Genomic DNA, 12,187 nt, shown 5'->3' with positions numbered 1-12,187 from the left:
CGCCGACAAACGAACCGAATGATCCCCCAATGACCGAAACCGACCTCGTTCCCGTCTTCGACGGCCACAACGACACGCTGCTCAGACTCTACCAGTCCAAAGACACAGATGTCGAAAAGCTGTTCCTCGAGGGGAAATCGGGCGGCCATATCGACCTTCCGCGCGCGAAGGCCGGTGGCTTTGCCGGCGGCATGTTCGCCATCTTTCCGCCGCCTGTCGAGAAATCCAGGCGCAGCGCCGTGCCGCTGGCGCCGAGCGCTGCCGAGCCGCTGCCGCCCGAGGTTCCGCGTGCCGATGCGCTGACCTCGACGATCGCGATGGCCTCGATCCTGTTCAGGCTGGAACGAGCCGGCGCGCTCACCGTCTGCCGCAGTGCCGGCGATGTGCGCAACGCCATGGCGCGAGGCTCGATCGCGGCGGTGTTCCACATCGAAGGGGTAGAGGCGATCGATCCCGAGCTCACCATGCTCGACGTGCTGCATGCCGCCGGCCTGCGCTCGCTCGGCATCGTCTGGAGCCGGCCGAACGCCTTCGGCCACGGCGTGCCGTTCCGCTTTCCGTCCTCGCCCGACACCGGCCCCGGGCTAACCGATGCCGGCAAGGCGCTGGTCAAGGCCTGCAACCAGCTGAAGATCATGATCGACCTGTCGCATCTCAACGAGAAGGGCTTTCGCGATGTCGCCGCGCTTAGCGATGCGCCGCTGGTCGCCACCCATTCCAATGTGCACGCGATCTGCGGCCATTCGCGTAACCTCACCGACTGGCAGCTCGGCGCGATCCGCGACTCCGGCGGCATGGTCGGGCTGAACTTCGCCACCGGTTTCCTGCGCGAGGATGGCCGCATGAATGCCGACACCAACCTCGACATCATGGTGCGCCATGTCGATTCGCTGCTGCAGGCGCTGGGCGAAGACGGTGTCGGCCTCGGCTCGGATTTCGACGGCGCCATGATCCCGGCCGTCATCGGCGATGTCGCCGGCCTGCCGAAGCTGATCGATGCGCTGGCGGCGCGCGGTTTCGGCCGCGCGCTGATCGAAAAGATCGCCTATCGCAACTGGCTGAGCATGCTGGAGAAAACCATAGGTTAGAAAGACCTATTCGAAACCCATGCGCTTCAGCCAGTCCTTGCCGACACCGCGATCGCGGATGATCGGCAGCGGGCTTTCCGAATCGAGCCGCGCGCAGATGCGGTAGACTTCGAGCGTCTCGGCGCCCATCTCGCCGCGCTTGTAGAAGAACATGGCGGCGGCATAGCGCGTGCGTCCCGACCATTTCTCGCCGAGCGGCGTGTTGACCAGTTCCCATTGCTCGGCTGCTTCGAGTTCGGCTTCGTCGGTCATGGTCAGAAATCCGCCGGCGGATTGGCGGTGCGGCGGTCGAGCTTGATGAACGGCCGCGCCACCACCTTGGCCCGCTTCATCAGCTTCTGATACTGCAGCTCGCGCATGGCGTAGATCTCGACCCAGAGGTCCTCGACCATGGTATCACCGTACGGCCGCGCCAGCGAGGCGATGGCGATGTTGCGCTTGGCCATTGGCGACCACATGGCGGCGCTGACCAGGCCGACCTCCTGGCTTTTCTTGTAGTAGACGATGGCGTGTTCGGCCGGAATGTTGCCTTCGATCTCCAGTCCGACCAGCATATGGCGCAGCTTGCGTTTCGCCCTGGCTTCGAGGATGGCGCGGCGGCCGTTGAAATGACCTTTCTCCAGATCGATCATGAAGCCGAGGCCGATCTCGTCCGGCATGCGCAAGCGATCGGCGCGGATGGCGTGCTCGGCGGTGGTGAAATCCGCATTGGCGACGATCAATCCGGCTTCGAGGCGGGCGCGGTTGAGCGCGATGTAGCCGATGGCGCGGATACCCCGCAGTTCGCCCGCTTTCATCAGCCGGTCCCACAGGCTCAGCGCCTTGTCGGCCGGCACGAACAGTTCATAGCCGAGATCGCCGGTGAAGCCGGTGCGCGAAATACCGACGGTGCCGCCATCATGCGGGAAGTCGGCGAGGTCGAATATTTTCAGCTTCTCGACGCCGGCGAAGCCGGCATCGCGCAGCACGGCGAAGGAGGTCGGTCCCTGCAAGGCGAGGCCCGCGACGGCCTCGGTTTCTTCCTCGACTGTTACGTCGAAGCCAATGGCGCTGTCGAGCAGCCATGGCAGATGCCGCTCCTGCGAACACAGCCGAAAGCGCTTCGGCGACAGCCGGAACAGCGTGCCGTCGTCGAGGACAAAGCCCTCGTCATCGCACCACGCCGTGTAGTGGACACGGCCGGGTTTCAGCTTGGTGACATCGCGCAAGGTGACACGATCAAGGAATGCCTCTGCGTCCGGCCCCTCGATCCGGTATTTGGTCATCGGCGAAATGTCGAACAGCGCCGCCTGGCTACGGATGGCGAAATATTCGAGTTCCTCGTCCCACAGTGAATGCGGCGCGCGGTAGCCGGCCCAATTGTACCAGTCCTGGGTTTTGGCCAGCGCATCGATGCGCGGCTGGAACGGCGTGCCAAGCCGAAGCGTGCGGAAATGGTCCTGCGCGGCGATGCGGGCCGAAACAGCCGCGTTGACTGACTTCGAGACGGGCTTCTTCCTGATTGCCTGGGCCATGGCTTACCCCTTCATCGCAATGATGCGCCGCGCGGCGTTGAGGCCGGGAGCGCCGGAGACGCCGCCACCGGGATGCGAACCCGCGCCGGCCAGGAACAGCCCTTCGAGCGGTGTGTCATAGCCCGACCAGCCGGACACCGGTCGCGAGATCAGCATCTGGTCGGCCTGCAATTCGCCGTGGTGCCAGTGGCCGCCCGGCATCCGGCAGCGCGTTTCGATGTCGGTCGGCGTCAGAAGCTCGGCGTGGACAATGCTCTTGCCGATGCCAGGCGCATAGGCCTCGAGCTGCGCCATGATCGCCTTGAGGAATTTCGGCTTGCCGGCATGCCAGCCCTCTTTCAGCGCGTAGGGCGCGTATTGCACGACCGCCGACAGCACGCAGGCGCCGCTGGGCGCGAGCGACGGGTCCGCAAGGCTGGGCAGTGTGACCTCCATCACCGGCTCGGGCGAGAACTCGCCATATTTGGAGGGGTTGAAGGCGCGCTCGACGTGGTCGGGCGAGGGGGCGATGACCAGCCGGCCCTTGTGGCCGGCGGCATCGACATCGGTGAATTGCGGCGGCCGGTCGAGCGCCAGATTGAGCTTGGCCGCATCGCCCTTCATACGAATGTTTTTCACCTTGCGGACAAAGCCGGTGTTGATCTCGCGCGGCCCGACAAGGTCGAGGAAAGTGGTCGCCGGATTGATGGCCGAGACGATCGTCCTGGCGTGCAGCACCTCACCATTGTCGAGCGCGACACCGACGGCGCGGCCGTTCTCGACGATGATCTTCGCCACCGGCGCCGATATGCGGATGGCAACGCCGGCCTTCTCCGCCGAGGCGCGGATAGCCGCGACAACCGCGCCCATGCCGCCTTGCGGCAGTATCTGCGCGCCGGCCGCACCGCCGGTCTCGCCGGCCAGCCGGTAATAGAGACCGAGCAACGAGGTTGGCGAGCGTGGACCGAGATGGCTGCCAAGCGTAGCATCGAAGGCGAGCAGGCCTTTCAGCCTGATATCGGCAAGCTGCTCGTCGAGCAGGTCGGCAACGTTCATCAGGAGCACGCGCAGGAAGTCGCGCATGTCTTCCTTGCCGAGTTTTTTCAGCGCCAGCGCGGTCTGGCCGAGGGAGGCAGTCTCGAGCAACGACATGCCGGCGAGATCGGGCGGGCGGCGGGAAAGGAACGGCTTCAATATGCCGGCATAGCGCAGCAGCTGCGCGCGCAATTCCTTCCAGGCCGACTGCTCGGACGAGCTGGCGCCGGTCAGCACCTCGCCATAGGCGCCATGCAGGACCAGCGGCGGGCCATTCCTGGACAGTGCAACCGACGGCATGAAGTCGGCGCGCGCGAATTGCAGCCCGTGCTTGTCCAGCTCCAGCGTCTTCATCACATCGGGATGCAGCCTGTTCAGCAGATGGGCGATTGACGAGACACGAAAGCCCGGCGCGAATTCCTCGGTGCGCGCGGCGCCACCGACTTCGCTTCCGGCCTCCAGCACCAGCACCTTGCGGCCCGCTCTCGCCAGCGCGGCTGCGGCGACGAGGCCGTTGTGGCCGCCGCCAATGACGATAGCATCAGATGACGTCATGGGCAGGGCTCATATGCGAGGTCGACTTGGCGAGGTCGCGCAGGATCTCGGCCGCGGCATTGCGGCCGGGCGCACCCATGACGCCGCCGCCGGGATGGGTCGAGGAGCCGCACATATAGAGGCCGCCGACCGGCGAGCGGTAATGCGCGTAACCCGGCACCGGCCGGTTGAACAAAAGCTGGTCGAAGGTCAGTTCGCCCTGGAAAATGTTGCCTTCGGTGAGGCCGACCTCGGCCTCGATCTCACGCGGCGTGCGCACTTCCATGTGGACGATGCGATCGCGGAAGCCGGGTGAATATTCCGCGATCTGCGAAATCACGCTTTCGGCGAAGCCGTCGCGGTCGGCATCGGTCCATTCCGCCCCTGCGATCCTGGGTGGGGCGTATTGCACAAAGCAGCTCATGAAATGCTTGCCGGGCGGCGCCATGGTCGGGTCGAGCGTCGTTGGAATGACCATGTCGAGGAACGGATCGGCCGACCAGCGCCCGGCCTTCCAGTCGTCATAGGCGCGCTCCATGCGCTCCATCGAATCGGTGAAATGCATGTCGCCGCGATAGACCGGCGAATCCTTCGGCAGTGCCGGGAATTCCGGCAGCGAATCGAGTGCGATGTTGACCTTGCCGGACGAGCCGCGGATCTTGAAGTTCCTGACCCGGCGCAGGAAGATGTCGGGCAGTTCCTTTTCCTCGACCAGCTTCAGGAAGGTGCGCTTCACGTCGGCATTGGAGACGACGAGCTTGCCATAAATCTCCTCGCCGCCGGCCAGCACCACGCCCTTGGCCTTGCCCCTGCCGACCAGCACATGGTCGACCTCGGCGCCGGTTCGGATGGTGCCGCCCGAGGCTTTAAACGATGCGGCCAGCGCCTTGGTCACAGCGCCCATGCCGCCGCGCGCATAACCCCAGGCGCCGACCGAGCCGTCGACCTCGCCCATATAGTGGTGCAGCAGGACGTAAGCGGTGCCTGGCGACATCGGCCCGAGCGCGGTGCCGATGATGCCGGACAAAGCGAAGTTCGCCTTGATCACGTCGGTCTCGAAATATTCGTCGAGGAACTCCGAGATCGACATCGTCCAGAAGCGCAGCGTCAGCGCCATTTCCTGCGCCGACAGGCCGGCGAATTTCTTGCCGAGATAGAGGAGTTCGCCGAGGTCGCGCGGCCGCAGGCTGGTCGGGTCGGGCGCGGTGCGCATCAACAGAGGCTGGATGAAGCGGCACTGCCGCGTCACGTCGCGGGCGTAGCGGTCATAGGCTTCGGCATCGCGCTTCGAGAAGCGGGCGAACTCGCGCCGGTGGGCATCGTGGTCGCGGTAGTTGGCGAGGTAGTCGCCGTCACGCGTGAACACCGCGCCGCCCTCATAGGAGATGACCTGCAGGCCGAAGCGCGGCAGTTCGAGGTCGCGCATGATCTCGGGGCGGAACAGCGAGCAGACATAGGAGCAGTTGGAATAGAGGAAGCCCGGCGTCAATTCCCGGCTGGTCGCCGCACCGCCGACCCAGTCGTTCTTCTCGACCACCAGCACGTCGAGGCCGGCGCGCTGCAAATAGCAGGCGTTGACCAATCCGTTGTGTCCGCCGCCGATGATAATCGCATCCCAAGCTTTCATCTACGCTCGGCCTTCATTGTGCTCGACCCTTCATTTTTGCGTGATCGGTCCCCGAATGCGCGGAATTTCGCACGGCAGCTGCTGTTTTGTCCAGCCATATTGAATGAATGTTCAACAAATGGTGTTGCGTTTTGCCCTGTATGCGCTACGGTTTGCCGGCAATCGAAAGTGCTCAAATCGGCTGACGGGGCCGAGGTCCGATGATCGAAACGGCAGCAGCCGAGCCTGAGTATGACGACACCGCCATCCGCTTCCTCGAGGCGCTGTGGGGCGACGGCTACCTGTCGCCGGGCGGGCCGGACGAGGTCGACCGGGTGGTCGAAGGGCTCTCGCTCAAGGGCAAGACAATTCTCGACATCGGCTGCGGCTCCGGCGGCATCACGCTGCATCTGGTCGAGTGTCATGGCGCCGCCCACGCCACCGGCTTCGATGTCGAACAGCCGGTGATCGAGACGGCGAGCCGGCGCGCCGCCGCGCGTGGGCTCACGGATCGCGTCAGCTTCGTTCAGGCGCCGCCGGGGCCGCTGCCTTTCGCCGACCATTCCTTCGATGCCGTCTTCTCCAAGGATGCGCTGCTGCATGTGCCGGACAAGGACGCCTTGTTCGCCGAGATCTTCCGGGTGCTCCGGCCGGGCGGCGTCTTTGCCGCCTCCAACTGGATGATCTCGCATGACGGCGAACCATCGCCCGAGATGAAGGCCTACGTCGCCGCCGAAGGCTTGTCCTTCGCCATGGCATCGCCCTCCCGCTATGCGCAGGCGATGCGCCGGGCCGGCTTTGCCGATGTCACCGTCAGGGACCGCAATCCCTGGTACCGCGACGTCGCGCGCGGCGAGTTGGAGAGGCTCAAAGGACCGCTCTATCCGACGGTCGCGGCCGTCGTCGGCGCCGCCTATGTCGACAAGAACATCCGAACCTGGGAAGCCATGCAGAAGGTGCTTGACAGTGGCGAGCACCGTCCCACTCATCTTCGCGGGTGGAAGCCGGATGCAAAGGGATAGCCGGCGATGCTGGAGACCATCACACGCATGAAGACGGCAGACGCCAGGGACCGCCTCCTTGAATCGGCGCGGAAAAGCGAATCCGAAAAGCGCGGCCGCAAGGCCTCGAAGGAGGTCAGGCAGCTTCAGCTCATCGAGGCGACAATCGATTCACTGGCCAAGCGTGGCTATTCGGAGACGACAATGGCCGATGTCGCCGACGGCGCGGGCCTGTCGCGCGGCATCGTCAATTTCCATTTCGAGAGCAAGGAAAAGCTGCTCATCGCGACCTTGCAGCATATGTATGACGAATACTCGGCACATTGGCGCAATGCCCTGCAGAAGGCAGGCGATGATCCCGCCCTACAGCTCCAGGCCCTGGTCGCGGCGGATTTCGACCGGTCGATCTGCAACAAGCGCAAGCTCGCCGCCTGGTGCGCCTTCTGGGGCGAGGCCAAGTCGCGGCCCACCTATCAGGCACTGAGCAGCGCCCGCGACGCCGTCTATCAGACCATCTTCATCGACCTGTGCGCGACGCTCAAACAGAGCGGCGACTATGCCTATGAGCCGCAAGTCATGGCGCTGGCGCTCAGCGCCATGCTGGAGGGGTTGTGGCTGCGGTTGATGATGGGCACCGAGGACACCACCCGCGAGACCGCCTTGCAGTCGGCAAACGAATTCCTGTCGGCGGCATTCCCCAAACACTATCCGTGGAAGGCGGCTGGCGCGACGAGACCATAAGAAAATCAGAACAAGACAGAGGATGGAACAGCAATGAAGACACCGATCCAAAGAATGACATTGGCCCGACGCCTGACATTGACCCTGGCACTGGCTGGAACATTGGCGGCGTCGGCCGCCGCACTGGCGATCGCCGCCGACAAGGACCTGATCGTGTTCGACTGGTCCGGCTATGAAGACCCGAGCTTCCACCCGAAATATGTCGAGAAGAACGGCGACTCGCCGACCTTCGCCTTCTTCGGCGACGAGGATGAGGCGTTCGAGAAGGTTCGCTCCGGCTTCAAGGCCGATCTCGGTCACCCCTGCTCGCAGAGTGTGGTGAAATGGCGCGAAGCCGGCCTGCTGCAGCCGCTCGACACGTCAAAGATCACGGGCTGGAAGGACCTCAATCCCGGCATCATGGCGATGAAGGATCTTGCCACCACGTCGGACGGCAAGGCCTGGTTCATGCCGTGGGACTGGGGCAACACGCAGCTCACCTACAATTCCGACAAGATCGACGCCAAGGACGTGCAGTCGCTGAAAGCCTTTGTCGATCCCAAGTTCAAGGGACGGGTGTCGATCGGCGACAATGTCGATGACGCCTACGCGCTTGCCAGTCTGGCCATCGGCCTGAAGGACTGGACCAAGATGACCGACGACCAGTTCAAGCAGGCGTCGGATTTCCTGCGCCAGGTGCACAAGAATGTGCGCTCCTACTGGACCGACACCACCGACGTCGTGCAGCTGCTCAGCGGCGGCGAGGTCGACCTCGCCTGGGCATGGAATGACGCGACCGTGCAGTCGGTGGCGGCCGGCGTGCCGATCAAGGCCAAGAAAGACACCGACGAAGGGATCTCGACCTGGGTCTGCGGCTATGTGCTGTTCAAGGACGCGCCCGGCAATATCGACAAGGCCTATGACTATCTGAACGCGGTCAACGATCCGGAGACCGCCAAGGTGCTGGTCAAGGATTGGGGCTATGGCCAGGCCAACGCCAAGGGCATGGCTGGCGTCGATCCGGCGGTGCTGAAGGGAAAGGGCTATGACGACGTGCAGCAATTCCTCGACAAGACGCTGTTCCAGTCGCCGGTGCCGTCAGCCCTCAAGCTCAAGATGATCGCCGAATTCGAGAAGATCAAAGCCGGTTATTGAGCCCTGTCTCGACTGTCCGTCCGCCCGTCGACATGACGGGCGGACAGGCTCGCCAAAGCAGCCGAATTCTCCTAACCTCGCAGCAAGCTTTTTCGCGATGGGGGAGTTTCGCGCCATGAAGTCAGTGCTACGCCGCCTTGCTCTTGCCGCCGCATGTCTGATCGGTGCAGGCGCGGTCCATGCCTTGGCGGAAGGCGGTGGCGACCTCGTGGTGTTCGACTGGTCCGGCTACGAGGATCCGCTGCTACACCCCACCTACACCGCCAAATACGGCGCCGAGCCGACCTTCGCCTTCTTCGGCGACGAGGACGAAGCGTTCGAGAAGATGCGGGCTGGCTTCAAGGCCGATGTCGCCCACCCCTGTTCGCAAAGCGTGGTCAAGTGGCGCGAGGCCGGCATGCTGCAACCGCTCGACACATCGAGGATCCCCGGCTGGAAGGATCTCAATCCGGGCATCATGGCGATGAAGGATCTCGCCACCACGGCAGACGGCAAGGCCTGGTTCATGCCATTCGACTGGGGCAACACCTCGCTGCTTTACCGCACCGACAAGGTGACACCAGAACAGGCGCAGTCACTCAGGATTTTTGCCGATCCCAAGTTCAAAGGCCGCGTCACCATCGGCGACAATGTCGACGACGCCTATGCGCTGGCGAGCCTCGTCATCGGCCTCAAGGACTGGACCAAGATGACCGATGCGCAGTTCCAGGAGGCCTCCGCCTTCCTGCGCCACGTGCACAAGAACATCCGCTTCTACTGGACCGACGACACCGACCTCAACCAGGCCTTTATCGGCAATGAGGTCGATCTGGTCTGGGGCTGGAACGAGACCTTCGTGACGCTGAAGGGGCAAGGCATGCCGATCGCCATGAACCGCGACACCAAGGAAGGCATTTCGACCTGGGTGTGCGGCTATGTGCTGATGAAGGATGCGCCGGGCAAGCTCGACGAAGCCTATGATTTCCTGAGCGCCGTCAATGCACCCGCCGTGTCGGACTACATGGTCAAGACCTTTGGCTATGGCCATGGCAATGGCGCCGGCATGGCCGCTATCGACCACAAGGTGCTGGTCGACCGCGGCTTCGACAATCTCGACACGTTCCTCGACAAGACGCTGTTCCAGCAGCCGGTGGCGCCAGCGCTCAAGCAGCGCATGGTCGCCGAATTCGAGAAGATCAAGGCCGGCTATTGACGAGCGAACCGGAAAGAACCGACGTCGTCATCGTTGGCGCCGGCTTCACCGGCCTGTCGGCGGCGCTTGAGCTGAAGGCAGCCGGCATCGACTTTCTGCTGCTCGAGGCGCGCGACCGCGTCGGCGGACGCGTCGAGTCCAGACAGAACGGGCTTGGCGAGCGCATCGACAGCGGCGGCCAGTTCCTGTGCGAGGACATGCCGGAGCTGATGGCCCTGATCGAGGCGCGCGGCAAGACGCTGGTCGAGGCCTATCTCGATGGCGACTTCGTCGCCCAGCCGGCGATGTCTGCCCGGGAGGCGGAACGAACATATGCCGGCTCGATGACGATCCGCGACCGCATGAATGCGATCGCGCCTGATGATCCGGCGATTGCCGGCCTAACCGTCGCCACATGGCTCGATAGCCAGAATGATCCCGACGACGCCAAGGCGGTGTTCCGCTCGATGATCGAGGGCCTGTGGTGTCAGGCTCTGGAAAAGCTGCCGTTGTGGCACCTGATCGACAATGACCGGCGCATCACCAATGAGGTGACGGAGCTGCAATATTTCGTACGCGAAACAATGCATTCACTGGCCGACGATCTGGCCGGCGATCTCGGCGACCGGCTGCGGTTGAGTGCAGCGGTTACGGTGATCGACCATGGGCCGGGAAGGGTTCGTCTCGCCTCGGCGGCGGGCACCATCGAGGCACGAACGGTGTTGATCGCCGTGCCGCCGACGATGGCCGCGAAACTGGATTTTGCGCCACCGCTGCCGGCTGGCCTGCAAGGATCCCTGGCGGTCTGGCAAAGCGGCGCGGTCATCAAGGTGCTGGTGCGCTACCCCACCGCCTTCTGGCGTGACCGCGGCCTGAGCGGCATGGTGATGTGGCGGGATTTGCCTGGCCTTTTCGCTTGTGATGTCAGTAAGGACGACGATCACGCGGCGCTGGCAGTCTTCGTCGGTGGGCCGCTCGCCTTGCGCTGGCGCGAACTCGCCGATGCGGCCCTGCGCGCCGAAGTAACGGAAAGGCTGGTCGAGGCCTTGGGTTCCGAGGCGGCAAACATGCTCGATCTCAGCTATCGCGACTGGACCGATGATCGCTGGAGCGGCGGTGCCTACAGCGATCTCATCATCGATGCAACGGCAACCGACGCCGAGCGCACGCTTCTCATCGGCGCGCCGCCGGTGTATTTCGCCAGTTCAGAACTGTCGCCGTCATTTCCGGGCTATGTCGAAGGCGCCATCGTCGCCGGGCGCATCGCGGCGCGCAAGATCATGGCCGATCTTCAATCAGCCATCGCCACCAGAGCCTCGGGATCGTAGGCAAGGCGGATCGAGGTGCCGACGGGAATGTCGTCAGCGCCGAAGTCGTTGGTCTCGGTCACCGACAGCGGCTTTTCCAGGCCCGGTATCTCGACGATCAAATGGGTGATCTCGCCGAAATAGTGGCGTTCGACCACTTTGCCGGCGACCTCGAACTTGGCTGTCGCATTGTCCCACAGCACGCGCAGGCGTTCCGGCCGGATGCCGAGCGTGGCGCCGCCACCATTGCGCACGAAGGCCTTGGGCTTATCGGTCTTCACGCGGCCGAAACCCAACGTGTCGACAACCAGCGAAGCGCCGTTGTCTTCGACGATCTCAGCCTTGACGAAATTCATGCCGCCGAGGAAGTCGGCAACCTGACGGTTGACCGGCCGTTGGTAGATTTCCTTGGGCGAGGCGACCTGCGCGATCCTGCCGCCGAACATCACGGCGATGCGGTCGGACATGGCGAGCGCCTCGTACTGGTCGTGGGTGACCAGAACGAAGGTGATGCCGACGGCCTGCTGCAGGCGGCGCAGCTCAACCTGCATCTGCTCGCGCAGCTTCTTGTCGAGCGCCGACAGCGGCTCGTCGAGCAGCAGCACCTTGGGCCGCATCACCAGCGCACGGGCGAGCGCCACGCGCTGCCGCTGGCCGCCGGAAAGTTCTGTTGCCAGGCGCTTGCCGAGGCCGGTCAAAGACACCTGCGCCAGCGCTTCCTCGACGCGGCGTTTCTCCTCGCCGCCCTGCAGCTTGAGCCGCTTCAGCCCGTAGGCAACGTTCTGCTCGACATTGAGATGCGGGAAGATCGCATAGCTCTGGAACACCATGTTGGTCGGCCGGCGATTGGCCGGGATGCCTTCCATCGGCTGGCCGCCGACCGCGATCGAACCTCTGGTCGGATTGTCGAAGCCGGCGATCATGCGCAGCAGCGTGGTCTTGCCGCAGCCGGATGGGCCAAGCAGCGAGAAGAACTCGCCCTCCCTGATGGTCAAGGAGGCGTCGTCGAGCGCCTTGAACGCGCCATAGCTGCGGGTGACGCTGCGGATCTCGATCATCGCTCGTTCAGGCCTGGAC

At 64.0% G+C, this 12,187-nt stretch carries 11 protein-coding genes; 6 read left to right on the top strand and 5 right to left on the bottom strand.

Annotation, left to right across the window (positions count from 1 at the left end; translation table 11 throughout):
* The first annotated feature begins 29 nt into the window (after positions 1 to 29).
* Positions 30 to 1,088 (top strand): dipeptidase, encoded by a 1,059-nt coding sequence (locus tag ACFFNA_RS18665; protein ID WP_378920568.1) that lies wholly within the window; start codon positions 30 to 32, stop codon positions 1,086 to 1,088.
* 6 nt (positions 1,089 to 1,094) lie between these two features.
* Here the strand turns inward: ACFFNA_RS18665 and ACFFNA_RS18660 are convergent, their stop codons facing one another.
* From ACFFNA_RS18660 to ACFFNA_RS18645, 4 genes are read right to left on the bottom strand one after another with little or no spacing between them, the layout of a single operon-like run.
* The gene (locus ACFFNA_RS18660; protein WP_111544389.1) at positions 1,095 to 1,340 is read right to left on the bottom strand and encodes a hypothetical protein; all 246 of its coding nucleotides are present in this window, start codon (positions 1,338 to 1,340) and stop codon (positions 1,095 to 1,097) included.
* 2 nt (positions 1,341 to 1,342) lie between these two features.
* Positions 1,343 to 2,602: an aminomethyl transferase family protein gene (locus tag ACFFNA_RS18655; protein WP_378920566.1), complete on the bottom strand. Its 1,260-nt coding sequence runs from the start codon at positions 2,600 to 2,602 to the stop codon at positions 1,343 to 1,345.
* A gap of 3 nt (positions 2,603 to 2,605) precedes the next feature.
* Positions 2,606 to 4,171 (bottom strand): phytoene desaturase family protein, encoded by a 1,566-nt coding sequence (locus tag ACFFNA_RS18650; protein ID WP_378920564.1) that lies wholly within the window; start codon positions 4,169 to 4,171, stop codon positions 2,606 to 2,608.
* Positions 4,158 to 5,777, bottom strand: a complete 1,620-nt coding sequence (locus tag ACFFNA_RS18645) for a phytoene desaturase family protein (RefSeq protein ID WP_378920562.1) — start codon at positions 5,775 to 5,777, stop codon at positions 4,158 to 4,160. Before ACFFNA_RS18645 ends, ACFFNA_RS18650 begins: the two co-directional genes overlap by 14 nt.
* A gap of 200 nt (positions 5,778 to 5,977) precedes the next feature.
* Between ACFFNA_RS18645 and ACFFNA_RS18640 the strand changes: the two genes are divergently transcribed.
* The 5 genes from ACFFNA_RS18640 to ACFFNA_RS18620 all read left to right on the top strand — a co-directional run bounded on the left by ACFFNA_RS18640 (position 5,978) and on the right by ACFFNA_RS18620 (position 11,131).
* Positions 5,978 to 6,778, top strand: coding sequence for a class I SAM-dependent methyltransferase (locus ACFFNA_RS18640; RefSeq protein ID WP_378920560.1), 801 nt, complete (start codon positions 5,978 to 5,980; stop codon positions 6,776 to 6,778).
* A 6-nt stretch (positions 6,779 to 6,784) separates the two neighbouring features.
* Positions 6,785 to 7,498, top strand: a complete 714-nt coding sequence (gene betI / locus ACFFNA_RS18635; protein WP_378920558.1) for a transcriptional regulator BetI — start codon at positions 6,785 to 6,787, stop codon at positions 7,496 to 7,498.
* A gap of 33 nt (positions 7,499 to 7,531) precedes the next feature.
* Entirely contained in the window at positions 7,532 to 8,632 is a 1,101-nt protein-coding gene (locus ACFFNA_RS18630) for an ABC transporter substrate-binding protein (protein ID WP_378920556.1), read from the top strand.
* A 115-nt stretch (positions 8,633 to 8,747) separates the two neighbouring features.
* A complete protein-coding gene (locus tag ACFFNA_RS18625; protein WP_378920554.1) occupies positions 8,748 to 9,824 on the top strand; it encodes an extracellular solute-binding protein in 1,077 nt (358 codons plus the stop codon).
* Entirely contained in the window at positions 9,821 to 11,131 is a 1,311-nt protein-coding gene (locus tag ACFFNA_RS18620; RefSeq protein ID WP_378920552.1) for a flavin monoamine oxidase family protein, read from the top strand. The genes ACFFNA_RS18625 and ACFFNA_RS18620 overlap by 4 nt, the downstream gene beginning before the upstream one ends.
* Here ACFFNA_RS18620 and ACFFNA_RS18615 read toward each other — a convergent pair.
* Entirely contained in the window at positions 11,095 to 12,168 is a 1,074-nt protein-coding gene (locus tag ACFFNA_RS18615; protein WP_378920617.1) for an ABC transporter ATP-binding protein, read from the bottom strand. The genes ACFFNA_RS18620 and ACFFNA_RS18615 overlap by 37 nt on opposite strands.
* Positions 12,169 to 12,187: the final 19 nt, after the last annotated feature.

It is taken from the genome of Mesorhizobium kowhaii (genome assembly GCF_042431665.1).
GTDB lineage: Bacteria > Pseudomonadota > Alphaproteobacteria > Rhizobiales > Rhizobiaceae > Mesorhizobium > Mesorhizobium kowhaii.
Note: the sequence above shows the minus strand (reverse complement) of the source record. Positions and strands in the feature narration are given on the sequence as shown.

Excerpts from the sequence above, each read along its gene's own strand:
- ACFFNA_RS18665 (WP_378920568.1), top strand. The coding sequence starts at position 30 with ATGACCGAAACCGACCTCGTTCCCGTCTTCGACGGCCACAACGACACG.
- ACFFNA_RS18660 (WP_111544389.1), bottom strand. The coding sequence starts at position 1,340 with ATGACCGACGAAGCCGAACTCGAAGCAGCCGAGCAATGGGAACTGGTC.
- ACFFNA_RS18655 (WP_378920566.1), bottom strand. The coding sequence starts at position 2,602 with ATGGCCCAGGCAATCAGGAAGAAGCCCGTCTCGAAGTCAGTCAACGCG.
- ACFFNA_RS18650 (WP_378920564.1), bottom strand. The coding sequence starts at position 4,171 with ATGACGTCATCTGATGCTATCGTCATTGGCGGCGGCCACAACGGCCTC.
- ACFFNA_RS18645 (WP_378920562.1), bottom strand. The coding sequence starts at position 5,777 with ATGAAAGCTTGGGATGCGATTATCATCGGCGGCGGACACAACGGATTG.
- ACFFNA_RS18640 (WP_378920560.1), top strand. The coding sequence starts at position 5,978 with ATGATCGAAACGGCAGCAGCCGAGCCTGAGTATGACGACACCGCCATC.
- betI (WP_378920558.1), top strand. The coding sequence starts at position 6,785 with ATGCTGGAGACCATCACACGCATGAAGACGGCAGACGCCAGGGACCGC.
- ACFFNA_RS18630 (WP_378920556.1), top strand. The coding sequence starts at position 7,532 with ATGAAGACACCGATCCAAAGAATGACATTGGCCCGACGCCTGACATTG.
- ACFFNA_RS18625 (WP_378920554.1), top strand. The coding sequence starts at position 8,748 with ATGAAGTCAGTGCTACGCCGCCTTGCTCTTGCCGCCGCATGTCTGATC.
- ACFFNA_RS18615 (WP_378920617.1), bottom strand. The coding sequence starts at position 12,168 with ATGATCGAGATCCGCAGCGTCACCCGCAGCTATGGCGCGTTCAAGGCG.